This is a genomic window from Elongatibacter sediminis, from assembly GCF_037892215.1.
GTDB classification, from domain to species: Bacteria; Pseudomonadota; Gammaproteobacteria; order Xanthomonadales; family SZUA-36; genus Elongatibacter; species Elongatibacter sediminis.
Map to the genome: position 1 here is coordinate 99707 of NZ_JAZHOG010000008.1, position 25820 is coordinate 125526.

21 protein-coding genes are annotated in these 25820 nt (G+C 59.9%); 18 read left to right on the forward strand and 3 right to left on the reverse strand.

The annotated features are described in order from the left end of the window. The first annotated feature begins 14 nt into the window (after positions 1–14). The 9 genes from rbfA (at position 15) to V3330_RS12750 (ending at position 7896) form a co-directional block, all read left to right on the forward strand. Positions 15–398: a 30S ribosome-binding factor RbfA gene (gene rbfA / locus V3330_RS12710; RefSeq protein ID WP_354695804.1), complete on the forward strand. Its 384-nt coding sequence runs from the start codon at positions 15–17 to the stop codon at positions 396–398. Beyond that, entirely contained in the window at positions 398–1321 is a 924-nt protein-coding gene (gene truB, locus V3330_RS12715; protein WP_354695805.1) for a tRNA pseudouridine(55) synthase TruB, read from the forward strand. The genes rbfA and truB overlap by 1 nt, the downstream gene beginning before the upstream one ends. A 172-nt stretch (positions 1322–1493) precedes the next feature. Continuing rightward, positions 1494–1763, forward strand: coding sequence for a 30S ribosomal protein S15 (gene rpsO / locus V3330_RS12720; protein WP_354695806.1), 270 nt, complete (start codon positions 1494–1496; stop codon positions 1761–1763). A gap of 99 nt (positions 1764–1862) precedes the next feature. Further along, positions 1863–3956, forward strand: coding sequence for a polyribonucleotide nucleotidyltransferase (gene pnp / locus V3330_RS12725; RefSeq protein ID WP_354695807.1), 2094 nt, complete (start codon positions 1863–1865; stop codon positions 3954–3956). Between the two features lie 116 nt (positions 3957–4072). Further along, positions 4073–5140, forward strand: a complete 1068-nt coding sequence (gene metA / locus V3330_RS12730; protein ID WP_354695808.1) for a homoserine O-succinyltransferase MetA — start codon at positions 4073–4075, stop codon at positions 5138–5140. Positions 5141–5537: 397 nt separating this feature from the next. Continuing rightward, positions 5538–6173 carry a response regulator transcription factor gene (locus V3330_RS12735; protein ID WP_354695809.1) on the forward strand — a complete coding sequence of 212 codons (636 nt, stop codon included), beginning with the start codon at positions 5538–5540 and terminating at the stop codon, positions 6171–6173. A gap of 336 nt (positions 6174–6509) precedes the next feature. Continuing rightward, positions 6510–6986 (forward strand): response regulator, encoded by a 477-nt coding sequence (locus tag V3330_RS12740; protein WP_354695810.1) that lies wholly within the window; start codon positions 6510–6512, stop codon positions 6984–6986. A gap of 81 nt (positions 6987–7067) precedes the next feature. Further along, positions 7068–7493 (forward strand): hypothetical protein, encoded by a 426-nt coding sequence (locus V3330_RS12745; protein WP_354695811.1) that lies wholly within the window; start codon positions 7068–7070, stop codon positions 7491–7493. A gap of 31 nt (positions 7494–7524) precedes the next feature. Then, positions 7525–7896, forward strand: a complete 372-nt coding sequence (locus V3330_RS12750; protein WP_354695812.1) for a PAS domain-containing protein — start codon at positions 7525–7527, stop codon at positions 7894–7896. A 54-nt stretch (positions 7897–7950) separates the two neighbouring features. Here the strand turns inward: V3330_RS12750 and V3330_RS12755 are convergent, their stop codons facing one another. Beyond that, entirely contained in the window at positions 7951–11667 is a 3717-nt protein-coding gene (locus V3330_RS12755; protein WP_354695813.1) for a PAS domain S-box protein, read from the reverse strand. A 23-nt stretch (positions 11668–11690) separates the two neighbouring features. After that, on the reverse strand, positions 11691–12431 hold the full coding sequence (locus V3330_RS12760; protein WP_354695814.1) for a response regulator: 741 nt from the start codon (positions 12429–12431) through the stop codon (positions 11691–11693). A gap of 291 nt (positions 12432–12722) precedes the next feature. On the opposite strand from V3330_RS12760, the gene V3330_RS12765 reads away from it, so the two are divergent. From V3330_RS12765 to V3330_RS12785, 5 genes are all read left to right on the forward strand, one after another. Then, the gene (locus V3330_RS12765) at positions 12723–13346 is read left to right on the forward strand and encodes a pilus assembly FimT family protein (RefSeq protein WP_354695815.1); all 624 of its coding nucleotides are present in this window, start codon (positions 12723–12725) and stop codon (positions 13344–13346) included. A 2-nt stretch (positions 13347–13348) separates the two neighbouring features. Continuing rightward, positions 13349–14050, forward strand: a complete 702-nt coding sequence (locus V3330_RS12770; RefSeq protein ID WP_354695816.1) for a PilW family protein — start codon at positions 13349–13351, stop codon at positions 14048–14050. Between the two features lie 64 nt (positions 14051–14114). Continuing rightward, positions 14115–15581: a pilus assembly PilX family protein gene (locus tag V3330_RS12775; RefSeq protein WP_354695817.1), complete on the forward strand. Its 1467-nt coding sequence runs from the start codon at positions 14115–14117 to the stop codon at positions 15579–15581. Positions 15582–15588: 7 nt separating this feature from the next. Then, complete coding sequence (locus V3330_RS12780; protein ID WP_354695818.1) at positions 15589–17730, forward strand: type IV pilus modification PilV family protein; 2142 nt, start codon at positions 15589–15591, stop codon at positions 17728–17730. 40 nt (positions 17731–17770) lie between these two features. Next, positions 17771–18409 (forward strand): hypothetical protein, encoded by a 639-nt coding sequence (locus V3330_RS12785; RefSeq protein ID WP_354695819.1) that lies wholly within the window; start codon positions 17771–17773, stop codon positions 18407–18409. A gap of 22 nt (positions 18410–18431) precedes the next feature. Here the strand turns inward: V3330_RS12785 and V3330_RS12790 are convergent, their stop codons facing one another. Further along, positions 18432–20747 carry an ATP-binding protein gene (locus V3330_RS12790; RefSeq protein WP_354695820.1) on the reverse strand — a complete coding sequence of 772 codons (2316 nt, stop codon included), beginning with the start codon at positions 20745–20747 and terminating at the stop codon, positions 18432–18434. 344 nt (positions 20748–21091) lie between these two features. On the opposite strand from V3330_RS12790, the gene V3330_RS12795 reads away from it, so the two are divergent. From V3330_RS12795 to V3330_RS12810, 4 genes are read left to right on the forward strand one after another with little or no spacing between them, the layout of a single operon-like run. Beyond that, on the forward strand, positions 21092–22375 hold the full coding sequence (locus V3330_RS12795; RefSeq protein ID WP_354695821.1) for an efflux RND transporter periplasmic adaptor subunit: 1284 nt from the start codon (positions 21092–21094) through the stop codon (positions 22373–22375). A gap of 34 nt (positions 22376–22409) precedes the next feature. Next, positions 22410–23132 (forward strand): ABC transporter ATP-binding protein, encoded by a 723-nt coding sequence (locus V3330_RS12800; RefSeq protein ID WP_354695822.1) that lies wholly within the window; start codon positions 22410–22412, stop codon positions 23130–23132. Next, positions 23125–24444: an ABC transporter permease gene (locus V3330_RS12805; protein ID WP_354695823.1), complete on the forward strand. Its 1320-nt coding sequence runs from the start codon at positions 23125–23127 to the stop codon at positions 24442–24444. Before V3330_RS12800 ends, V3330_RS12805 begins: the two co-directional genes overlap by 8 nt. A gap of 18 nt (positions 24445–24462) precedes the next feature. Further along, positions 24463–25677, forward strand: a complete 1215-nt coding sequence (locus V3330_RS12810; RefSeq protein WP_354695824.1) for an ABC transporter permease — start codon at positions 24463–24465, stop codon at positions 25675–25677. Positions 25678–25820 lie beyond the last annotated feature (143 nt).

Consider the following 25820-nt stretch of genomic DNA (forward strand, 5'->3'; position numbering starts at 1 on the left):
GACCTTCAGCCAATATGCCCAGAGAATTCAATCGATCGGAGCGGGTCGCCGCGCAGTTGCGGCGCGAACTGGCTCAGCTCATTCAACATGAGCTCAAGGATCCCGAAGTCGGCTTCATCGGCCTGTCGGACGTCGAGGTGACTCGTGACCTCGCGCACGCCAAGGTTTTCGTGACGGTGTTTGACAGCGAACGTGCCGCCTCCACCCTCGAGGCCTTGCAGCGCGCCAGTGGTTATCTTCGCCGGCGTCTGGGCCAGGAAATGCGTATCCGGGCGGTCCCCGAATTGCATTTTCACCACGATGCTTCGGTGGAGACAGGGCGGCGAATGGACCAGCTCATCGAACAGGCCATCGCTTCCGACCGCAGCGCAGACGGAACCGACGAAGAAGAAAGCTGATGGCCCGGAAGCGTTCCGGACGGGACCTGCACGCGGTGTTCCTGCTCGACAAGCCGGCCGGGGAGTCTTCCAACCGGGCATTGCAGAAAGTGCGGCGTCTGTTGCATGCCCGCAAGGCGGGTCATACGGGTTCCCTGGACCCCTTCGCGACGGGCATGCTTCCGATCTGTCTGGGCGAAGCCAGTAAAACCGCGGCCTTCATGCTCGATGCCGACAAGACCTACCGGGCCGTCGCGCGCCTCGGCGCGGCGACCGAGACCGGTGATACCGAAGGCGAGGTCTGCGAGCGTGGACCGGTGCCGGAGCTGGGCCGGGTGGCTATTGACAAGGTCCTGCAGTCCTTCACGGGGCCCATCGACCAGATTCCCCCCATGTATTCCGCGCTGAAGCACGAAGGGCAGCCGCTGTACCGGCTGGCGCGGCGGGGTGTCGAAGTGGCTCGTGAGCCCCGCCGGGTGACCATTCACCGGCTTGAATGTGAGCATTGGGACGCACCGGATCTGACATTTACGGTGCGCTGTTCCAAAGGGACCTATATCCGCACACTGGCCGAGGATCTGGGTCGGGCATTCGGGACCTGCGCCTTCCTGGTGGCGCTGCGGCGGCTGGCGGTGGATCCTTTCCCTGGCGAGGCCATGCATACGCTGGAAGCACTCGAATCCGCAGTCTCGGATGGCCGGGAACAGGCGCTGCTGTTGCCGCCCGACGCCGGCCTTTCAGCCTGGCCCGTCGCTTGCCTGGAAGGCGCGTCGGTCGAACGTTTTCTGCACGGAAACCCGGTGCCACACCCGGGCGCAGCAGGCATGGCGCGGGTGCATGGCCAGGATGGCCGCGTGCTGGGACTCGGGGAGGTCAGGCCGGATGGCCGGTTGCACCCCAGGCGGGTTTTCGTGCCGCCGACGGACGGGCTCGCAAATCCTTGAATATTTGTAGTTCATGGCTTGTTTAGCAGGCCTCTCCCGGCTAAAATAGCCGGCTACTTAAACCGGGGCTTCGAAGTTTTTGCAAAGACCCTCGCCGTGGGACCATCGTTCGCCGGTGAATATGAGCGGGTTTTTACAAAGGCTTCGTCGCTCTAGATATGGAGAACTAACCATGTCTTTTGATGCAGAAGCTAAAGGCAAGATCGTCAGCGATTTCAAACGGTCGGAAAACGACACGGGCTCACCTGAAGTGCAGGTGGCGCTGTTGACCAACCGAATTCAGCAGCTGACGGAACACTTCAAGATCCACAAAGGCGATCATCACTCGCGCCGCGGCCTGTTGCGCATGGTCAATCATCGCCGCCGGTTGCTCGATTACCTGCGCAAGAAAGACCTGCAGCGCTATCGCGACCTGATCGAACGCCTCGGACTTCGTCGCTGATTTTTGCATCAAGACGCGGCAATCGCTCCGACACGCTCGAACGCGCCGTCGGCGCGTTTGCGTATACGGCTATGAAACCCTGAGAGCAGGAATCGTCCAGTGCAGAAACTCACAAAAACTTTTCAATTCGGCGAACACGAAGTAACCCTGGAAACGGGGCAGGTGGCGCGCCAGGCCGACGGCGCGGTCGTCGTCAGAATGGCGGATACCGCGGTGCTCGTAACCGTGGTGGGCAAGAAGACCGCCGATCCCAATCGTCCGTTCTTTCCCCTGACCGTCAATTACCAGGAAAAATTCTATGCCGCCGGCCGCATCCCCGGCGGTTTTTTCAAGCGTGAAGGACGTCCGACCGAAAAGGAAACCTTGACCTGTCGGCTGATCGACCGCCCGATCCGTCCTCTGTTCCCGAAGGGTTTCATGAACGAGGTGCAGGTGATCGCCACCTTGATGTCGTCGAATCCCGAGGTGGACGGTGACATCCCGGCTCTGATCGGTACGTCTGCCGCGCTGGCCCTTTCCGGTATCCCGTTCAGTGGCCCCATCGGCGCGGCCCGCGTCGGATACACGAATGGCGAGTACGTGCTTAATCCGACGGCTTCGCAGCTCGAGGATTCGCAACTGGATCTGGTCGTCGCCGGTACGGAAAAAGCCGTGCTCATGGTCGAGTCTGAAGCCAAGCTGCTGTCCGAGGACGTTATGCTCGGCGCTGTGATGTTCGGTCATGAAGCCATGCAGACCGTGATTCAGGCGGTCCGTGAACTTGCGGCTGAAGCGGGTGTGGTTCCGTGGCCGTGGGAAGCTGCCCAGGCCGATGAGAGCCTGGCGGAGAAAGTCAAGGCAGCGGCCGAAGACGGTCTGATCCAGGCTTACGGCATTGCCGACAAGCTGGAGCGCCGGGACGCGATTTCGGCGGTCAAGGAAGCCACCATCGCCGCACTCTGCGTCGAAGGAGACGAGTCGGCACCGGAACCCGGCGAGGTGTCGGATGCCGTGTCCAAGCTCGAAAAATTCCTCGTGCGTGACCGGATTCTCTCAGGTGAAGCACGTATCGACGGCCGTGATCTGACGACCGTTCGTCCCATCTCGGTCGAATGCGGTGTCCTGCCCCGGACCCATGGTTCGGCCCTTTTCACCCGGGGTGAAACCCAGGCAATCGTGACCACCACGCTGGGGACGACCCGCGATGCGCAGATTATCGATGCCGTCACGGGCGAATACCGCGATCCCTTCATGCTGCATTACAACTTCCCTCCCTACTGCGTGGGCGAAACCGGCTTCATGAGTGGGCCAAAGCGGCGTGAAATCGGCCATGGGCGTCTGGCGCGGCGCGGTATTTCCGCGGTTCTGCCCTCGCAGGAAGATTTCCCCTACGTGGTCCGCGTGGTTTCAGAAATCACCGAATCCAACGGTTCCAGTTCCATGGCTTCGGTCTGCGGCACCTCTCTGGCACTGATGGACGCGGGCGTACCGGTCAAGCAGCCGGTCGCCGGTATCGCCATGGGCCTGATCAAGGAAGGCGATCGTTTCGCCGTGCTTTCCGATATCCTCGGTGACGAGGATCACCTTGGCGACATGGACTTCAAGGTGGCTGGCAGTGTCGACGGCATCACCGCCCTGCAGATGGATATCAAGATCGAGGGCATCAACGAGGAAATCATGAAAATCGCACTGGCGCAGGCTCGTGACGGGCGTCATTTCATCCTCGGCGAGATGAACAAGGTTCTGGACGCGCCGCGTGGTGAAATGTCCGCCTACGCTCCGCGTCTGATGACGATCAAGGTGCACCCTGACAAGATCCGGGATGTGATCGGCAAGGGCGGTGTCACCATCCGCGCGATTACCGAGGAAACCGGAACCACGATCGATATCGCTGATGACGGCACTGTGACCATCGCTTCGGTTAACAAGGAAGCCGCCGATGCGGCGCGTACGCGCATTGAACAGATTACCTCCGATATCGAACCCGGTCAGGTATTCGAAGGGAAGGTCATCAAGATCATGAACTTTGGTGCTTTCGTCACTCTGACGCCGGGTCGTGACGGACTGGTCCACATCTCACAGCTTTCCGACGAACGCGTCGAGAACGTGACTGATGTGGTCAAGGAAGGTGACATGGTCAAGGTCAAGGTCCTGGAAGTCGACAAGCAGGGCCGGATTCGCCTGTCGATGAAGGCGGTCGGCGACGACGACTGAGCCACCAACAGAAAGTCGTGAAAACGCCCGGCCAGCCGGGCGTTTTTTTTTGGGACATTCCGCCCACCACCGTTTCGCGGTGCGCACGCGGGCGATATCCGGGTTAAACTTCGCCGATGCCATTGGTTGAACACTTCAATCTGCCGACATTCAGGCGCCTGCGCGATCAGGGACAGGAGGTGTTGTCGCTTGAACGGGCTCTGCACCAGGACATTCGGGAACTGCACATCGGATTTCTGAATATGATGCCGGATGCCGCACTCGAAGCGACCGAACGCCAGTTCATCCGCCTGATCGGCAACTGCAACCGTATCGCCCAATTTTTCGTTTACCCGTTTTCTCTTCCCGGTCTGCCACGTGGTGACCAGGCGCTGGGCTATATCGAACAACACTACGCCCGGTTCGAGGATCTGAAAGAGCAGGGGCTGGATGCCCTCATCATTACCGGTGCGAACGTAGCCAATCCGGCCCTCGACGAGGAGCCGTTCTGGGAGCCGCTGATGGAAGTGGTGGCGTGGGCCGAGAAACACGTTTCCTCGGTGCTGTGTTCCTGCCTGGCCACCCACGCCCTGCTCAAGCACGGTCACGGTATTGAACGGCGGCCACTACCCGCCAAGCGTTGGGGGGTTTACAGTCATCGCACGTGCTGCCCCGACCATCCGCTGCTGCGTGAAATCAATACACGCTTCGATACGCCCCATTCCCGCTACAACGATATTTCGCGCGAACAGTTGGAGGCCGCCGGTCTCACGGTGCTGGTCGAGGGTGAGGAATCCGGCGTGCATACCGCCGTTAGCCCAGACGGTTTTCGCGTGGTCTATTTCCAGGGCCATCCGGAGTACGACGCCAACAGTCTGCTCAAAGAGTACCGGCGTGAAGTCATGCGTTTTCTGGCTGGAGAGCTGAAGCAGCCGCCGCCCTTGCCGGAAAACTACATGGATGCCGATGCCGTGGAAATCGCGGAGAGCTACCTGCGCGAAGCTTCCGAGGCCATTGGAAAGGGGCAGGAGCCTGCGGAATTTCCGGTCCGGCGCATCGAGCCTTTGATTGACAATACCTGGGGCGATACCGCCAAAGCGATGTTCAACAATTGGCTCGGCCTGGTTTATCAGGTTACCGACGTCGATCGCCGTCTGCAGTTCATGCCGGGGGTGGATCCGTCGGATCCGTTGGGTTTGCGCTGAAATGCGTGGCGTGGCGCCAGTGTGACGCTTGAGCAGGAGGCAGAGGCACCGGAGTGGGAAGCGCATTTCCCCGATGCCCCTGCAGGGACGAACCTGGCAACGTCCGTTTGCTTGCCCGCCAAACTTTCATTTTTTCCCGATTCCCCGCATTCGGTGGAAAACCGTGCTTTGCAATACGCGAGTCCTTTCGCGCTGATGCACAGGGTCGCTGATCCGCCGCGTTGGGAAAACTGTCAATGTTGACAGTTCGTCAGGGGCATTCACTGCCCTAGGCTTTCCGTCGGAACAGGAGCCGGACATGGTTTAACCGCGGCGCGCCGGATGTTACAGTTGGGTTTCCGCGCATCTCCGGTTCCCGATATCGGGTGGCCGCGGCTTACATGGAGAGTAATTGAGTATGGGTCCCGTTCGAGTTGTTCTCGCTGATGACCATACCCTCGTGCTGGAAGCGTTTCGAACGTTGCTGTCCCCGGAAGTGGACGTCGTGGCAACGGCATCCGACGGCCACGAACTGATCCGGACCGTAAAAGAGCACAAACCCGATGTCGTGGTGACCGATATTTCGATGCCGGTGCTCAACGGCGTTGACGCCTGCATCAAATTGCTGAAAGTCCTCCCGGACCTCAAGATCATCTTCCTCACCGTTTCCGACGACCCGGACATTGTCGCCGAGGTGGTGCGTGCCGGCGCCAAGGGCTACCTGCTGAAGAGTTCCGCCGCCTCGGAGTTGCTTCAGGCGATCAAGTCGGTCGCGGCCGGGTCAACCTACATTACGCCGCTGGTGACCGAAAGCATGATCGGCTCCCTGGTACAGGGCGGCAAGCGCGACCTGGTTGAAAAACTAACGGTTCGGCAACGTGAAATTCTGCAGTTGCTGGCCGAAGGCAATACCATGAAGGAAGCCGCCAAGATACTGAGCCTGACGCCGCGGACCATCGCTTTTCACAAGTACCGCATCATGGAAACCCTCGGTATCGAAAATAACGCACAGCTCGTGCGATTTGCCGTCAAGAGCGGGTTGCTGGAGTCCTGAAGCACCTTTCGGCGCTTCCAGGCGCCGTGTCAAATTCCCCCGCGAACCGTTCGTTTTCCCCACTCCGACTGTCACTATTCACAGTGGTCCAACTGGCCCTGACGGGAGATGATTCCACTGCGCCCGGGAAGCTTTCCAACTGGACGGAGCCCGGAGCAAGTTCGCATCCCCAGGGATGCAGATCATTTTGGCGCGCAGGTATGCGTTGCACCACGAGGCCTTGGCGAGAAGGCAGCATGTGAACCCGGTGCAGTACACCTGAAGGGGGACACGGAAGTCGCCCGCGCTTTCATCCAGGAGCGGATTCCGACAGGAATCGGGTAACGGGAAATGAATGTGAAAACAGCTGACCACAGGGACGTTGGAAACGCATGCCGGGAGGTCCTGCTCGTGGGGACAGATCCGGCCAACATTCAGCTCACCCGGGAAGCACTCGAAGCACTGGAACTGGAGCACCGGTTGCAGGTGGCCGAGGACGGAATCGCGGCACTGAAGTATCTCACCCAGGTGGTCGCCGACCGCCTGAGCCGACAACCCGATCTGGTACTGCTGGATGCGGATATTAGCCGCATGAGCGGTCTCGAGGTGTTGGCTGTAATCAAGTCTGATGAGCAAATGAAATCCATTCCAGTGGTGCTCATGAGTTCGTCCGCCTCAGACGATGATGCCGCCGATGCGTGCCGTCTGAATGCGAACGGGATCGCACACAAGCCTTTGGAAAGTGACAGTTTTATGGAGGTCATCCGAACCGTGGGAAGGTTCTGGTTGGACTCCGTACTAAAGCCTGATGGTCCGGCAGGCAAACCACATTGAACCGGATCCGCAGTTGGAAAGGGGAAAATCATGGAAGAGAAACAGGAAATGAATTCCACTGAAGGGCAGGTAGCAATGCCCATGAATCGAAACGCGCGTCGTTTCCTGGTGTTGATCTTCGCCGGGACGATGATGCTGACGGGTTGTGTGCACTGGCCTGATATCGCAAGTGAGTGCGAAGCGTACGGCGTAACGGAGTCCTATCAGCCGATGGGATCGATCGTGGTCGCCGAGCCCTTGTTCCGGGATGAACTGGACGTTCAGTGTGCCGATGTGAAGGAAGCCACTGCCCGCATCAATCCGGACGCCCGGATCAGCGGTTGTGTCATTCCCCAGGAAGAGGGTGTGGCGCGGGCCTATTACTGGAAAGGGGACAAGTGCGCGCTGAATCATGAGCTTTGCCATGCCAAGCACGGTCCGGGTCATACCGAACGGTATCTGTCCGATCTGGAGAACGGTGTCCCGATGCCATACTGCCCCGAGAATCAGCTCTGGGGTGGCAAGTAAGCACCAGGCAACCATGGAGAGATGATCGAGAATGTCGTTGCATACCCTCAATGCCGATCAAACACGGCGCTCGGGCCCCGGTCGATCCGGGGCCTTCGAGCTCGATTTGCGCAGTGGCCGTTTTCGGGTTCAGTCCGGCGCACGGAATGCGTTCGGGCCTGACGTGATCGGCAAGGATCTGCAGACTTTCAGTGCCTTGCTGCATCCCGAGGACCGCATGACCATGGCACATGCCCTGGCGCGCAGCGAGGGAAACGGCGAACGGCTTGAGCAGAACTGCCGGGTTCTCATACACGGTGGTTATCGCTGGCTCAAAATCCAGGGCGAAGTCGAGTCCGTGGATGGTTCCCCGGTTCGACTGTCAGGCTTTCTCGAAACGATTTCCGCAAACCAAACGGCCTGAGTAAACCTGAGACTCGCGGATCCGCGGCCACGCGGATCCGGCAGCCGGAACGGGTCAATCGATGTTTTCGTCTGTCGCAGCCTGTGCCGATCGCACGGCCGCGGACACGGATTCGAACAGGTTTCCGAGTCGCAAAGGCTTCAGAACGAAGTCTGTAAATCCCGCCTCTTCGACCGCGCCGGAAGTTTCAGCGGTCGCGTTCGCCGACAAAGCGATGACCGGAATGTCTTGAGTGCGTTCGTCACTGCGCAGCGCCTCGAGTGCCTGGAACCCACTCAGTCCCGGCATGTTCAAATCCATCAGGATAACGTCCGGCCGGGCCGATTTGGCCAGGGCGATTCCGTCAATCGCGTTGGTCGCGGTAAGCAATTCGCTGTCATTCACCCGGCGGGTGATTTCGTACATGAAGTGAATGCTGGCCAGGTGGTCCTCGATATAGAGGATGCGCAATCCTTCCAGGTCTGTCGCGTCGACCAGTGAATCGAGGGTTCCGAACAGCCAGGAGTCGTCTTCCTGTTCCGATTCGGCAGCTGGCAGATCGATCCAGAACACCGATCCCACACCGGATTCGCTCTCGAATGCAATGCGCCCGCCCATCAGTTCGACCAGGCGTTTGCAGATACTCAATCCGATTCCGGTACCCTCGATAAGGCGGCTGGCATCGAGAACACGCTCGAAGGGTTCGAACAGCCGGTCCTGGTCTTCCCCGCGAATGCCGGTGCCGGTATCCCTGACCGAGATGCGGACCATGCCGCCCTGCAGCGATTCCTGGAGGATTTCGACTCGCCCCCCCGGACGATTGTATTTGATGGCATTGGACAGCAGGTTTACCAGGATCTGCTGCAAGCGTCTCGGGTCGGCCATTACCCCGACCGACGGACCCTCGGGTGGGTGAAGCTGGATGTCATGATGTTCCGCCATCGAGCGGACCAGGGACAGCGCCCGCTCCAGGGGCTCCGCCGTATCGACCCGCTGAATACCGAGATTCATGTGGCCGGTTTCGATGCGGGAATAGTCCAGTACGTCGTCAATCAGTTGCAGCAGGTGTTCGCCACCGGCCAGGATTTGATCAACGCCTTCTATCTGGCTGTCGGAAAAGTTTTCACTGCCCATCTGCAGCAACTGGCCAAAGCCCAGAACCGCATTCAGAGGTGTGCGTAGTTCGTGACTCATGCGCGACAGGAATTCGGACTTGGCCTGATTGGCACGATGAGCCTCGTCCCGTGATTTCTGCAGTTCTGCTTCGACTCGTTTCCGCTCGGTGATATCCGTGGTCGTGCCGAGATAACCGATCGTCTGACCGGCGTCGTTACGGAACGGCACGGCATTTCCCGATACCCAGATTGTGCGGCCGTCGGCATGCTGGAAACGGTACTCCAGGTCGAAACTGTCTGTGCCGCCCACAAATGCCCGCCAACGCTCCACCTTCTCGGCACGGTCGTCCGGATGCAAGGCGGTCAGCCAGCCATCACCGATCGCATCTTCCTGGCTGAGACCGGTGCTTTGCTGCCAGGCCTCATTGACGAAGATGCAGGAGCCGCGCGGGTCGGTCAGGAAAATCCCGACCGGGGCATGTTCGGCGAGTTCGCGGAATCGCCGTTCACTGGAGTGGAGGGCCTGAGCCGCCTCGCGTCGCTCCGTCACGTCCTCGCAGATACCGACGATGAGTGATGGTTGTCCCCGGCTGTCTGGAATGGCGATTTTGATGGTGTGGCCGTATAGTGTTTCTCCAGTCGCCGAGGATATTCGATCTTCGGGGATTACCAGCGGTTGGGCAGTCTCCGCGATTTCGAGGTCCTCCTCGCGATAGCGCAGGGCCACGTGTGCGGGTGCGAGTTCGAAGTCATTGCGGCCAACCACCTCTTCACTGGGCCAGCCATACAACTCCTCGCACTTGCGGTTGCACAGCGTATAGCGGAATCCATCGTTGATGTCCTTGCAGAACAGGGCAACCGGCAGGTGGTCGACAATGCTTTGCAGCATCCGCTCCTGATGGTGTAAACGGTTCAGTACGTCACGCTGTTCGGTGATGTCGACCGACCAGCACAGAATTTCACGCTCGCTGCCGGGATTGAACTGCCAGTCCACCCGCGCTTCGAATTCGCTGCCGTCAGGCCGGCGAAGTGTCGTCTCGCCTTGAGCCAGCCCATCCCTTCGCAATTCATCGAGCAACCGCGTTCGTTCGACATCGTCCACCCAGAGTTCATTGGAATTCAATGACTGGACATCTTCGTCGCCCACGCCGAGCATCGCTCGCGCACTGGCGTTGGCGAGCCGAACGGCACCGCTTTCGATATCGGTCACCATTATTGCCGTTGGGCTACCTTCGAGTACCGCCTCGAGGTATTCGCGATGGGCTTGCAGACGCCGCTCTGCTTCGACTTCGTGGCTGATATCGCGAATAACGGCCTGGATCAGGGTGACATCTCCAATCGCTACGGGTTGCAGGAAAACCCGGGCCGGAAACTCGCGTCCGGCCAGACTCCGGTAGTACCAGTCAAACCATATCCTTCCTTTCTCGAGGCAGGTCTTGAAATATTCGGTTGCGGCAACGGCGGAATCCCGTCCATCGGGCTGCATCGGTGGTGACAGTGCCCCAATACCCACGGAGTTCAATTGTTCGTATGAATCCAGTCCGAACAGTTCGAGCGTGGCCTGGTTGCAATCGACGTAGCGCCCATTGCGAATGGTAGCGATGGCGTCAGGTGAAAGATTGAACAGGGTCCGGTATCGGGCTTCGCTTTCGGCGACCCTGGTGTGAGCTTCTATCTCTCTCGAACGGTCGATGAGGACAAGGATCAGCTGGGATTCGCCGTCATGGTCCTGGGCGATGGAACAGGAAACATGGACATGAAGTGTACTGTCATCCGCGCGGCGAATGGCGGTTTCAAACTCCTGCTGGCGTCCCTGTCGCAGTTGTTCGAGGTTTTCGCCGTCCTCGCCCGGGCTGGCAAGCAATTGATCGATACGCTGGCCACATGCTTCTTCGGAGGTCCAGCCGAGCAGCACTTCTGCCCCTACATTCCAGCGCACGACCCTGAGGCTTTCGTCGGTCGTGATTATGGCATTGTGAATGGCATTGATGACGAGTGCCTGATCTGCAATCGTCCGGGCACGATCCGCGACCTGACGTTCGAGGCGCTCACGATGTGCCGTGAATTGACGTTCCTGGCGAGCGGATTCCCTGTCGCTCTCGTAAGCCCGGAAAAGCTGTCCGTAGGTGCGCAGCAGGGGTTTGAGAAATTCCGTGATGGAAGCGTCATAACCACCCTCCCGGTTCACAGCCGCCACAACGCCAACCAGTTCCCTGCCGTTGAGTACCGGCAGGACCAGAACGGAAGTCGCTGGCTGAAGACAGTGCGGTAGTGGCGGTACGGGTAAACCCGGGTCGGTGTCCGTGGCGATGAGGGGTTTTCGGTGGTTCAGCACCGCCTGCATCCAGTCTTCCGCAGTGATGCCGCGCATGTCAGTCGGCAGATTCGGCCCGGCCACGGATTCGCACAATTCATCCCCGGAGGCCGCGGATACTGCCAGAATATCCAGTTCCGGTACGCCGTCCTCGGGCGTCCAAACCCTGCCCATGAAGCCGCCGGCGCTGCCGGTCAGCTCGATGAAGCCCTCGAGCAGGCGCGGGAAAAAGGTTTCGGCTTCGTTGCGGGAAATATAGTGTTCCTGTGCCCGGCTGATGGCATCGAGCAGGCGAGCGCTGTTCTCCGCGGATTTCTCCCAGTCACCCTCTGAGGTCGTCAGTGGCTGTTGCGGCTTGCTCATGTCATCATGATCACGCAAAAACGTCAGTCGTGCTTCCGCCGGGGCGGGTGCAACCTCGATTCCAGATGGCGAATTTCTTCGGTCAACCTGGATTTCAATCCGGGGGCTGACTTCCCGTCGTTGTTGCGGGCGCAGTTTTCCAGGTTTTCTGCCGCCTTTGAAAGGGCTTGTTCGCCAAAAACGTCAGCCGCTCCGCGAATCTTGTGCGCCAGTTGGCCCAGGGCCTGGAGGCCATCCGTGTTGGACAAGCGCTGGAGTTCTTGCCGCCAATGCTTCAAATCTGTGGCCAGACGGTCTTTCAGTGAATCCAGTATGTCCGCCGGGGGCGGCGACGGCGCGTGCACGGCCGTAGCGGCACGGGAGTCGGATGGTTCCAGTTCGCCGAACAGGGTGTCCAGTTTTTCAAACAGGTAGTCGGCGACCACGGGCTTGCTGATGTAGTCGTCCATGCCGCAGGCCAGACATTTCTCCCGGTCTCCGGGCGCCGCCAGTGCGGTAATGGCCAGAACCGGTATGTCCGGATCGAATCCCTGGTTCTTCGAGGCCCGGATTTTCCGGGTGGACTCGTAACCGTCCATTGATGGCATCATACAATCCATGATCACCAGGTCGTACGGGTTGGCGGCGAGGGCGCACAGAACTTCCTCGCCGTTATGCACGGAATCGACCTCGTGGCCACGATGTTCGAGCATACCGCGGATGACCCGCTGGTTGATCTCGTTATCGTCGGCCACGAGTATGCGTAAAGCAGTTTCTCCTGCCATTTCAAGTCTCCTTCCCATCTCGCGGCTGTGGGAATGATCGGGCACCGTCAGCGGGGAGATTAAGGGTTCCCTGCTTATACGGTAGATATGTGCTTGATATTAAACCCCGGCGGCTCTGTCGGAAAGCACCTTCTGGCCGGACTGCCAGTCTTACGGCGGGTGACTGTCAATTGTTGCAGTGTTGCCGTGCCGCCCTGACCCGTATAAATGTCGCCAGGGGATCAATAATGATGTTGGGTGACATCAACCAGGGGGCTCTCAGGATGAGAGCGTCGATCAGGATGATTGACAATGAATGGATTTGGAAAGGGTGAAACACACAAGGGAAGGGCGTCTCGCGGACTGCGTGCCGCCAATTCGGGGTTCGGTCTCACAGAACTGGTCGCCACGGTCGGAATGGTCGCGGTTGTGATCGGACTGGGTATTCCATCGTACGAAAATGCGGTTGAAAAGCGTCGTGTCGCGCAGGGGGCCGAGCATATCGCGGCATTCGTCAATTCCGTGCAGAGCGAGTCCATTAAACGCAACCGTATGGTTGCGGTGTCCTACGCCACGGAAACGGATGGGAGTTGGTGCATCGGAGCCGTGCTCGGCCAGCTTCCTTGCGATTGTACGGAGACAAGGCCCGAAGCAAACGGGTACTGCGCGCTGGAAGGCGAACAGTGGGCGCTGAGGGATCGGGATATCGAGACTCCCAATCTGATCCGGTCGGTTTCAGGCGATGGTGCCTATGTTTTTGATCCGGTGCGCGGCCTGTTTACGGATTCGTCCGATGTCATGTCGCTGGGCCTGGGTGCGGCTGATAGCAATTATCAGGTTAATCTGGATGTCATTCCGACCGGGCGAGTTTCTGTTTGTCTGCCCGAGCCCAGCGAGAGCATTCAGGGCTTCAATACTTGCTCACAGGATTTGTAAGAATGATTGCGATGAAACGTCACAAGCACTGCTGCGGTCCGCGGACGTCCCGTGGCTTCAGTCTCATGGAAGTGATCGTTGCGACCAGTATCAGCCTGGTCGTCACAGCTTCCATGGTCGGACTGATGATCAACTCGCTGTCCAATACATCGCGGGTGGTCAAAATGAGCAAGCTGACGGATGACATGCGGATTGCACTGCAGATGATGACCCGTGATGTTCGTCGCAGTAATTATTCTGCGGATGCCGTGCTGTGCTTCGCCAACCCGGACTGTGCAAGCGATGGTACGGTGGCCTGGTCAGGGGATGTTCAAATCAGCCAGGACGGTGACTGCTTCATCTACCAGCTGGACCGCGATTTTGACGGCGACATGACCGAAAACGGCGCGGGCGCATTTCGGCGCACGGTGCAGAATGGCGTGGGTGTCATCGAGATGTGGGTGGGTTCGACTGTTCCGGACTGCGACGGAGTGAATGCCAACTGGGGTCTGGTGACGGACCCGAATGACATAACGATCACCGGGTTCAGTGTGGATGACACCCTCTCGTATGCGGAAGTGATCTGGGATGATGGGGAAGGCAACCAGTTCCAGCAGAAGGTTCGCAAACTGCGCTTGAGCATCAGCGGCGAATTGACGACGGACGCGTCCATTTCGCGCCGGATTGATGACGTCATCAAGCTGCGCAACAACTTGTACATGTAGCCGGCGACGGCGAACCAGCGGCGCATGGAATGGCGCCTGAACAGATTCAAGGATGAATCAGAAGATGCAAGCAACCGCTCAATGGCAGCCCATCAGGCATCAGCGTGGTGTACTCACGGTATTCACCGGCGTCTTCATCCTGGTGATGCTGACCCTGATGATGATGTTCGCGGTGCGGGCGGGTGTTGCCGAACAACGGACCTCGTCCAATGAAGTGCGGCAGAAACTGGCGTTGCATGCCGCCGAAACAGGCATCCAGCACGCCAAGGAATATTTCATTGCCAATTCGGCGCTGATCGCTTCCGATCTGATCGACAAGCTACCCGATGGCACCGACGGTTGGCTCGCCGCCGGCGCAACCCGGTGGTTGCCGTGTGCCGATGTCGATTTGTCCGCGGGGCACGGATCGCACCCTTGCTTCGCCGAACCCGATCTCGATCGCCGGGCGGAAACCTATTACTACTCCCGCAACGGTTCAACCGAAGTTTCACTTGGTACCGACACGGTATTGTCGGGGACAGGCCAGGAAGTCACCGTGTACGCCCTGTTGTGCAAGCTCATGGTCAGCGATTTTGCTTCGCCGCCGGTGCAGGGCTGTAGCCGCGATCCGAATATCGCGGATGAATATCACTACATGATCACCATTCTCGCGCGGGGGCGGGCCGATTGCAGCGACGGTACCTGCGGGGCCGAGGCGCTGGTCGCCGAACCCCTGGCGAACTACGGGGTGCTATCGGGTGGTAACGGCCCCGGCGTACCGTTAACCACGCGAACGTCCTGGGCACCGTCCGGCACTGCCGAAATTATTCCCAACCCCAACGGTGGCGGCGTTGGCGTTCCCGTGTCGGTCTGGTTGAACAACAATCCCAATTGCCCGAACCAGGCCGTTGTTGACCCCAGTAGCGGTTCCTGGTCGACCTGTGAGCTGCACGAATGGTACGAAACCGAACAGGTTCCGGAGAATCTCGAGTGTCCAGGTAGTTGCAGTTGTTCGGTCAGTGAGTCGATCAGCTACACCCATGGCAACAGTGACGTGATCGGTATCGACATGGATCTCGATACCGAGTTTCCGTGTGACCTGTTCACGTTCTATTTCGGCATTCCGAAGACACACTACGAGGCGATCAAGAGCCAGGCCCAGATCATCGACGACTGCAGTGAGCTGGGCCCCAATTCCTACGGCGTGTACTGGGCCACGGGGCCGCTGTGTCACATCGGATCCAATACCGTTATCGGCTCGCAACACGCGCCCGTCATGCTGATTTCCGCGGCCTCGACGATCCGCTTCAATGGCGGAACCAAGATGTTCGGCACCTTGTACGTCACCGATGTGGAAGATGCCGCAGCGTCCATCGAAGGCACGGGCAACAATACTTTTTACGGCGCCGTCATTGTCGATGCGGCCATCGACAAGTTCTCCGGAACCTTTCAGGTCGTCTACGTGGAAACCGTCGCGCGTATCACCGCCGGAACCGGCGGTATCGGCACCCTGGCAGGGGGCTGGACCGATTTTCACCGGGACTGGGAGTGATGAACCGATGATTTTTGCCGTGGAATCGAATCAGGGCATGCAGACGGGCATGACTTTGTTGGAAGTGCTCGTTGGCATTACCGTGTTCGCGGTCGGCATTCTGGCACTGACCCAGTTGCAGGGCGGCCTGGCCCGGTCGGCGGCAGAATCCAATACGCGCACGGTCGCGATCAATATCGCAGAGGAGGCAATTGAAACCAATCGAGGCTTCAGCCGGATCACTCAGGATCCTGATGGCCTCGAGTATGCCTACCTGGATATCGAGACCCGCCAGTACACGGTCACGCGCGGCGGCATTACCTATTCGGTGGACCTTCAGGTCACCGATTACTGGTACGACCGGGCGGCCGAGTCCTTCACGACAACCGAGCCTCTCGTCGCAGCGGTATCGGACTTCAAACTCATGCGCATCAACGTGGGCTGGGGTGACGGGCCGGAGTTCATGATCGACAAATCCAAATCTACCCAGGGCCGGTTGGGGAGCGACGGGGTGGTCATGAGTGAAGTCATTTCGTCAATCACCTCCGCGGCTGACGCCAAGTCGGCCACCGGTGGCACCGGGGGGCTGTACCTGCCGACCATCGATTACAATCCGGGCAGCAATCCGGAGATCATTTCGATTTCGCTGGGTGACAACAAATTCAAGGAGTCGACCACGCCGCTGCCCAGGGTCATTCGGGACGATGAACTGGTGGAAACGACGTTCGACGTCGTGACCTATTCCCAGGATGACCAGGGCGCCACCTTCCTCCGGCGCGAGGAATTTCGCGCCGTAAGCTGTAACTGCCAATTGCGCGTACCGAACTCGGGTGAAGCAGGCGGGTTGCGGCCCACGATCTGGGATGGCAACGACTACACCCGCGGTGAATTCGTATCCAAAGTCCATGGCGTGGGCACGTCCAACCAACAGAGCCAACTGTGTGATCTCTGCTGCCGCGACCACCACGACGGCGGAACAGGAGAAGAAGACGACCCCGCCGACCCGGGGCGTTCGAAATACGACCCGTTCCGTCCCGCGGATGAGTATCACTCCAGCGGCGCATTGAGCGGCGATCATAAACACTACTACCGCAACAGCAGTGGCGGGCTGACGCTTGCCGAATCCAACGGCAGCAATTACATGGAAGCCTGCCGCATGGTGCGCAAGGATGGTTTCTGGCAGGTGGCCCAGGATCTGCGCCAGGAAGGGTTGAACCTGTTTCCAGAGGATTACCTGAATACCAGCGCGGAGGTGTCCGTCTATTCCGATTACGTGACGGACGCCCTGGGACTGTACGAGTCCGCCATGGACGGTGTCGATGCCTACGAGCTTAACCCGCCGCAGTTGACCGCGCCTGAAGACATGACGCCCGTAGTCCAGTTTCCGGCCACCGAGTCCGACGATCCAACGATCCTGCCGACCCCGCTTGGCAATACCAGCCAGCAATTGCGTGGACGCGGGATTTACGTTGACTACATGTCCGATACCCTGCGCACCATCGTAGACTGCCTGCAGGATGGAGGTACCGGCGTGGAGTGTGGTGCGCCGTACATCACCACGCCGCTGGAGATCATCCCTTTTTACGACGTTCAGCTCACCTGGCTGGCACGCTGGAACGAAACTCCATTCAACAACCCGGTGGACGTGAGCAACGAAGCCATCGCTGACAACAACACCCACAGCCGCGGTGTCGCACAACGCACCCAGGGTACCGGCGACTCCACGATCGATGCCAAGGTGCACAGCGGCAATCTCGGTCTGACCGGGACAGATCCCATTGATCCACAGTACGTGGCTGATCTCAATTCGCAGATACTCTACGTGAGTGCGCAAAGCAGCACGCCGCCTCCCGGGGTAAACCAGATTGAGGTCGAGGGCACCATTACGTCGAACATCAACGGCTTCAAGGCTTCTGATGTTGAGATATCCGCCACCGGCGCGCAGTGCAATCGTACGAACACCGGATTCGCCTGCCTGCTGGAATCCGGGGTCAACAATCCGCGCATCACGGTCACCAACTACTACAAGCACAACCAGACTCGGGTTGCGTGCAGCCCGACCTTGTCTGTGCAGGGTTCAGACACGGGTGCCAACGGCTGGACCCGCTTCAATCTGCCGATGTCGTCGACGACGGACGCCGACATCATCATCAAACTAAACAGCTGCTAGGACGCGGCGAGAATAAACCTGAGGAAAGGGAGAAACCAAAATGACCCGCGAAAGAACTCTGGATGCATTACTGACCAATTACCAGGATTTCGATATTGGTGAACTGCAGCGAAACTTCGAACTGGACAAGCACGAGGAGCGGGTCAAACGCCCGGTCGCACGCTATTCCTACGCTTTAATGCGAGCCGCGCTGAATGTATTCGTTCAGCATAATTTCGCGGATCACCTCAACACCCTCGCATTCGACCGGGATACCTTTTGCGAGAATGTTCAGCGCTACGTGCCGCAAGTCTGGGCCTACTACCTGCAAGAAGCGCAGGAGAGCCTGCCTTCGGCGCGAATTTCCCAACTGTTCGATCTGGAATTTCTCGACTGGGGCCAGGGGGGGGCGAACCGTTTCGGTGCCTGGCACCGGTTGACTTTTCCGGAGTTCCAGGTGGATGTGCTGCTCCAGGTTTCCAACGGCAAAGCGCGGTTGGGGGCCTTCGAAGGCCTGTGCTTCCTCGACAATGACCGGAATCGGCAGTTCAGTCTGCCCGAGGGGCACGAGCACGAAGCCTGTCAACACCTCGGGTCGGTACATCTGCAGACCATCACCGATGAAATTCTGCAGGCATTGGGCATCACGCCCGAATCGGCGATCGCGGCCATCAAGTGGCAGATGCGTCAGCCCGGATAATGCATCGCGCCGGAGATATTGGTCAGGCGCCTGCGTCGACTCGCGGTAACCATGTTTCCATAATGGACTGAAGCTGTGCCAGCCTGAACGGTTTGGCCAGATGATCGTCCATGCCGGCCGCGAGGCAGTCTTCGCGTGCGCCGAACATGGCGTGGGCGGTCAATGCGATGATCGGCGTCCGGGGTCGTCCTTCGGAGGCTTCCCGGGCGCGGATGCGGCGGCTGGCGGCATAGCCGTCCAGCAATGGCATCTGGCAGTCCATCAACACCAGGTCGAAGTCCTCCTCGAACATCCGGTCCACGGCCTGCTGGCCATCGTTGACGGTGGTGACCCGTACGCCGAGGGCTGCCAGCATTTCCTCACAGAGGATACGATTCACTTCCTTGTCGTCGGCCACCAGCACGTGGGGGCCGGGCTCGGCTTCATCCCCAGTCTCGCCGTCATTCGGTTTGCAGGCCAGGGCCGCTGTACTCGACCTAGCCTCGTCTTCGGTCGAAGGGCGCGGGGCCGCGGTGCTCATTCCCGGGGGAATCTCCATCGGGGGATGCGTAACAGCGATGTCGGGCAGCGGTGCCGAGTCGGGCAGCACCTGCAGCGGTACCGAAAACCAGAATCGTGATCCTCTGCCCGGTTGAGAGTCCACGCCGATTTCTCCGTCCATGAGTTCGACGATGCGGCGGCTGATCGACAAACCCAGGCCGGTGCCGCCTTGCAGCCTCGCCGTTGAAACACCGGCTTGCGCATACGGAACAAACAGGCCTTCCCGCTGACTGTGCGTGAGGCCACTCCCGGTGTCCTCGACCGTGAAATTAAACCGGTCGCCCAGTGGTTTCCCGGGTTCCCTTCGCAATTTGAGCCTCACCTCGCCTTGATCGGTGAACTTGATGGCGTTATCAACGAGATTGACGAGAATCTGGCGCAGCCGCAGGGGGTCACCCGACACGCGGCTGGGAAGGCCGTCCTCGCAGTCCACGGTCAGGCGCAAGCACTTGTCCTCGGCCCTCAAACGGAACAGGCCGGCAACCTGTTCGAGCAGTTGGGCGGGATTGAACGGCACCTGTTCGAGTTCCAGGTTGCCGCTTTCTATCTTGGAATGATCGAGGATGTCGTTGATGACCCCGAGAAGAGCGGAAGCGGAGTCCTGCGCCAGTTCCACGTATTGGCGCTGGGTTTCGTCCAGTGGCGTGGAGCGCAGCAGCTCGAGCATGCCGGAAACACCGGACATCGGGCTGCGGATTTCGTGACTCATCTCGGCGAGAAAGCGTGCGCGGGCCTGCGCGACAGCTTCGGCGGATTCTTTTGCCTTCCTGAGCGCTTCGGCCGTCTGCCGGTGGGTTGAAATGTCGCGCAGCATGGCCATGGCCAGCCATTCGCCGTCGACGTAAATCCGGCTCAGCCGCAGGCTGCATGGAAATGTCGAGCCGTCCTTGTGGCGCGACACGATTTCCCGGTCCGTCCCGGATGAATCCGGCAGCTCCGATTCCAGCAACTGCTTGAGGTCGCTCTGCGGATCATGATCGTCTGCAATGGCACAGATGTCGCTGACCGCCCGGCCCACCAGTTCGCGTTGCCGGTAGCCCAACATCGAGAGGGCGGCCGGATTGGCCGAGCGAATCATGCCTTGCGCATCGGCGGTTACGATTCCGTCCAGGGCACCGTCAAAGATGGCGCGATACTCGGATTCGCGGATTTTCAGGCGCTTGCGAATGGGAATGATGGCGCTGCGAAAGCCCAGCGTGATGAGCAGGGCGACGACCATCCACGCCATGGAATTGACCAGCACAGCCTGCACATAAGGGCGGCGAATTTCCGACATGGGAAGTTTCGCAACCAGCCCCAGCTGGAATTCCGGCAGCCATCGGTAAGCACCGAGCATTTCCCGGCCGGCAAAGTCCGGGCCCGTATCCGTACCCGTACGCCCGGCCAGAGCGCGCTGCATGAACACCGCCAACCCGTCGTCGGCGTCAATGCCCAGTCGGCGCGTGTCGATTTCCCCACCCTTGGATTGCAGCACGACGACCGGGCGGCCGTTGTCCAGCCGGCCGACACAGTATTCGACCGGTGTCGGAATATCCTGCAGCAGCGACTGGGCAGCCAGAAGTGGGAGAAGGGTCTCGTCGCGGGTGTTGCCGCTTGCCGCCGGCGGGACCATGTCTTCCGGTGATTCGGCCAGCCGGACCAGAAGCTCTCTTTGGACGCGCAGTCCCTCGGCCAATTGCGATTCGGCACGGTTGCGGGCCTGCTGATACGGGAAATAAAGGGTGGCAGCCACCGCGCCCACGATGAATGCGAGCGTGGCTAGTGTTCCGGCCACGACGGCTAGAAGGCGACGGGACATGTGGGTCAGCGCCTCAGCCGCTGGGATTGGGAGATGCCCGGCCGCGCCAGGACGACGCTTCCTTGCGCCGCCGGGCCGGGATCCAGTGATTTGGCCTCCTGCCAATATGTGTCGGATGTTCCATGGTGGAACCCAGTATAGCCAATTTTGGCTAAAAATCCACAACTACGTGCATTGCAGCGAAATCGGGACGATTTCGGCCCCGTGAGTGTCCGCGAACCGGTCCGTCGCTGTCCGCCGGACAGTCCCGGGCTTCCACTGGCCTCCAGTCACCTCTCTGCGGTGCGGTTTAAACGAATGGCCCGATTGTTGCATCCAAAGGGGATACTCGTCAGGAAATCAACATGCACAAAGGTATACGAGATACCTCGGCTCAGGATGTCGCCCGGGAACGTCCCAACCGCAAGCGCCGGATAATGGTTCTGGGCTTGGTCGTGACGGTCGTTCTGGCCCTGGCGCTGGCGGCGGTCAATGCTCTGGGTACCTGGCTCGCAACCGACCTGAGCGTGTCGGGTGACCGTATCCGCACCGCCCGGGTGCAACGTGGTGACCTGCTTCGCGACGTAAATGTGCAGGGCCGTATCGTCGCGGCCGTCAGTCCCACGCTGTACAGCCCTGCTGCGGGAACCGTGACCTTGCACGTCCAACCCGGTGATGAAGTGACGACCGGAATGGAACTGGCCCTTTTGCACAGTCCGGAGGTCGAGTCGGAATTCGAACAGGAAGCGTCAGCGCTGGCAGGTCTGCGGGCGGAAGTCGAGCGCCAGAAAATCCAGGCGCGCAAGGATCAGGTTACCAGTCAGCAAGTCATCGACCTCGCCCGGGTGGAACTGACCGCCGCGCAGCGCGAAATGCGCCGGGCAGAGCAATCATTGGCGATCCAGGCCATTTCACAGATCGACTACGAGCGATACCGCGATGATCTGGCGCGCGCCGAGGTTGAATTCCGCCACGCGGAACAGGACGCTGAACTGGAACGGGACCGCCAGGCTTTTGAGATACGCACCAAACAACTGGCGGTGGAGCAGCAGCAACTGCTGGTCAACAACCTCAAGCGACGGGTCGATGATCTGACCATCCGTTCCCCGGTGTCAGGAATCGTCGGTAACGTCGCGGTCGAACAAAAGGCGGCAGTAGCGCCGAACCAACCGCTGGTTACCGTCGTCGACCTGAGCGCGTTCGAAGTCGAGGTGCGTATTCCCGAAGCCTACGCAGACGATCTGGGCATCGGCATGCCGGCCGAAGTGCAATACAACGCCCGCCAGTATGCCGCTGATCTCACTTCGCTCTCCCCGGAAGTAATCAACAGTGAAGTTACCGGCCGATTGCGGTTTCGCGACGCGGCACCGCCTGGTCTGCGTCAGAATCAACGAGTGACCGCTCGCATTGTCATGGATCGCCTGGAGGCGGTGCTCACCCTGCAACGCGGGGCATTCGCCGATTCGGCGGGCGGGCGCATTGCATTCGTGCTCGGGGCGGACGGAATCGCCCGCAAGCGCACGGTGGTCCTCGGGGCCCGGAGTGTGAACCGGGTCGAAGTCGTGGACGGACTGAGCGAGGGAGAACAGGTTGTGATTTCGAGTATTGCCGAATTCGAAGACAAGGAAACGATTCGTGTCGTCGACTGACGATGACCGTGCATCCGAGCTGGAGGAAAAATTCATGCTGAAAATGACCGACGTGAGCAAGGTGTATCGAACCGAACTGATCGAGACTCATGCGCTCAGGAACCTGAACCTGGAGGTTTCGGAAGGAGAGTTCGTTGCTGTCACCGGGCCGTCCGGATCCGGCAAGACCACCTTTCTCAATATCGCGGGCCTGCTTGAAAAGCCGACGGGCGGCAGCTATGAACTCGATGGCGAGGATGTGGGGCGGCTCAGCGACGACGCCGCGGCCCGCATTCGCAACGAAAAGGTCGGTTTCATATTTCAGAGCTTCAACCTGATTCCCGACCTGAACCTGTACGACAATGTTGACGTGCCGCTGCGCTACCGTCGCTGGTCCGGAAAGCAGCGGCGCAAGGCGATCGAAAATGCGTTGGAACTCGTGGGTCTCGCCTCTCGCGCCAACTATCTGCCCTCCCAGCTTTCCGGTGGACAGCAGCAGCGGGTGGCCATTGCCCGGGCGCTGGCCGGACAGCCACGCTTTCTGCTGGCCGATGAGCCCACAGGCAATCTCGACTCGCTGATGGCGCGTCAGGTCATGGACATGCTGGAAGCGATCAACGGCGAAGGCACCACCATCGTCATGGTGACCCACGACCAGGAACTGGCACGCCGTGCGCAGCGCAACATCCAGGTGCTGGACGGTCAGGTCAGTGACCTCGATACCCTGTACCAGGCCCGAGTGGACCGGCTCGCCCGGGAGGACTCGGCCCATGTTTAGCTACTACCTGAAACTCGCGCTGCGCAGCATCCGGCGCAATCCGGTGTTGTCCACCCTGATGGTGTTGGCGCTGGGTCTGGGTATCGGCGCGTTCATGACGACCTACACCGTGTACTACCTCATGTCGGGCGATCCGATTCCACACAAGAGTGACGTGCTCTACGCGGTACAGCTCGACAACTGGGATCCGAACGATCCGCCCACGGAGTCGCAGCGTGACGTTCAACCGCAGCTGACCTGGCGCGACGCGGAATACCTGATGCACAACCCGACGCCGGCGAGCGATCAGGCGGCCATGTATCGCACCGGCGCCATCGTGGAAACCGGGTCTGAAGGGCAGACACCGTTTGAGGGCAATATCCGCGCGACCTACCCGAGTTTTTTCCCGATGTTCGATGTTCCGTTCCGGTACGGCCGTCCCTGGGACCTGGCAGCGGAATCGGGACACGAGCGCGTGGTGGTGCTCAGCCGCAAAATGAACGATGAGCTGTTCGAAGGCGAAAACAGTCTGGGTCGTACCGTGAAATTCAATGATACGCCGTTTCAGGTGGTTGGCGTGCTGGACGACTGGCGGCCGACCCCACGCTTCTACCAGGTCGATTCCGGTGGAACCTTCGGAGATGCCGAGGACTTCTACGTGCCGTTGAACACAGCCGTGGACCGCGTCTTTCTGCCGCACGGCAATGTCAACTGCTGGCTGGAGCCGGACGGTGGTGGAATCGAGGCATTTCTGCGTTCGGAGTGTGTCTGGCTGCAGTTCTGGGCGGAGCTCGCAACGCCGGACGAGGCCGCGTCCTACAAGGACTTCCTCGATAACTACGTGCGCTCACAAAAGGAAACCGGCCGGTTCCCCCGGCCCCTGAACACGTTCATCACGCCGGTGATGGAGTGGATGGACGTGATGGAGGTGGTCTCCACCGACAATCGGGTGCTCGTGCGGGTGGCGTTTCTGTTTTTGCTCGTGTGCGTTCTCAACACCGTTGGATTGCTGCTGGCCAAGTTTCTCGGCAAGTGTCCGGAAGTGGCGCTGCGGCGGGCCATGGGGGCCAGCAGGCGTGCGATCTTTTCGCAGAATCTCGTCGAGATCGGCCTGATTGGCGTTCTCGGGGGGGCGGTCGGGCTGGCGTTCGCCTGGTTGGGTTTGCAGCTTATCGACAAGCTCTATCGCGGTTACCAGCACCTGGTGCACCTCGATGCCGTCATGCTGGTCACCGCGCTGGTGATCGCCGTCGCGGCCAGCATCGCGGCCGGACTCTATCCCGTGTGGCGCGTTACCCGGCTGGCACCCGCCGGTTTCCTCAAGACCCAGTAGGACGACAGGAGAATCGACATGGCAATTCGACCCATTCTGAGTGCGCTATCGCGCAATGCCACCGGGGCTCTGCTCATTGCATTGCAGATCGCGTTGACGATGGCGATCATCACGAATGCGACATTCATACTTCGGGAACGAACCGCCTATATCGAACGCCCCTCGGGGCTGGACGAGGAAAACACTCTGGTGGCGGTCACCACGGATTTCGCGGCGGATCTGGATTCCCGGGCGTTGCTGGCGAGGGACCTCGACCATCTCAATGCGATGCCCGGCGTGCGCGCCGCCATCGTCAGTCATTCCGTTCCCGTCAGTGGCAGCGGCAACGGTGAGACCTACCAGGTGGCGCGTGATACGCCCTCCAACGAGGCGGTTTCGTTCGGCAACTTTTCGGCGGACGAAAACGGACTGGAAGCGTTGGGGTTGGAGCTGGTCGCGGGGCGCAACTTCCGGCCGGAAGAAATCCGCTGGCGCACCCTGGAATCCCATGAGAATCAATCTGTAGTCCTGGTCAGTCAGGCTTTGGCCGATGCCCTGTTTCCGGATGGAAATGCCGTCGGTCAACTGGTCTGGGAGGGGCCGACTGCCGAGTCTCCGACGGAGATCATCGGGGTGTACGACGAAATGCAGAATGCATGGCCGACCAGTTCCAACGTCGATCGCACTTCGCTGCAGCCATTTCGCGACTTGAGCACGCAATACCGCCACTTCATTATCCGCGCCGAACCCGGTCAACGTGACCGGGTGCTGAGCGAGGTGGAGCAGTACCTCGGCGAAGAGCGTGGCCGCATGCTGTACGTCATTAGAACGTATGAGGAGCAGAAACGGCGGACCTATGCCCAGGACATCGCGATGGTTCGGCTGCTGACCGGTGTCGTTGTGGTGCTGGGCACGATTACCGCGTTCGGCATCGTCGGCCTGGCGTGGTTCAGCGTGACCCAGAGGCGCAAGCAGATTGGTACGCGCCGTGCGCTGGGTGCGCGTAAACGCGATGTCATGGCGCACTTCATGATCGAGAACTGGCTGATCACGACCCTCGGCCTGATATTGGGCACGGCTGGTGCGTTGGCGCTCAACTGGTTTCTCGACACCGAGTACCAGGTCGGCCGCATGCCATTGTGGTACCTGCCGGCGGGAGTGCTGGCCTTGTGGGTGCTGGGTCAACTGGCGGTGCTGGCTCCGGCCCGCCGGGCCGCTGCGGTGCCCCCCGCGCTGGCGACACGAAGTGTCTGATCGGACGTTATAATCGCGGTTTGCCTGCGACCCATCCCGCGCGTGGCAGGATGGGTCCCACAGACAGGTTTCGGATTCCGGCACACGCTGAATGATTGCCCGTGCATTCCGGCGCGGCAATCCTGAAGTCGCCGGAATTCCCG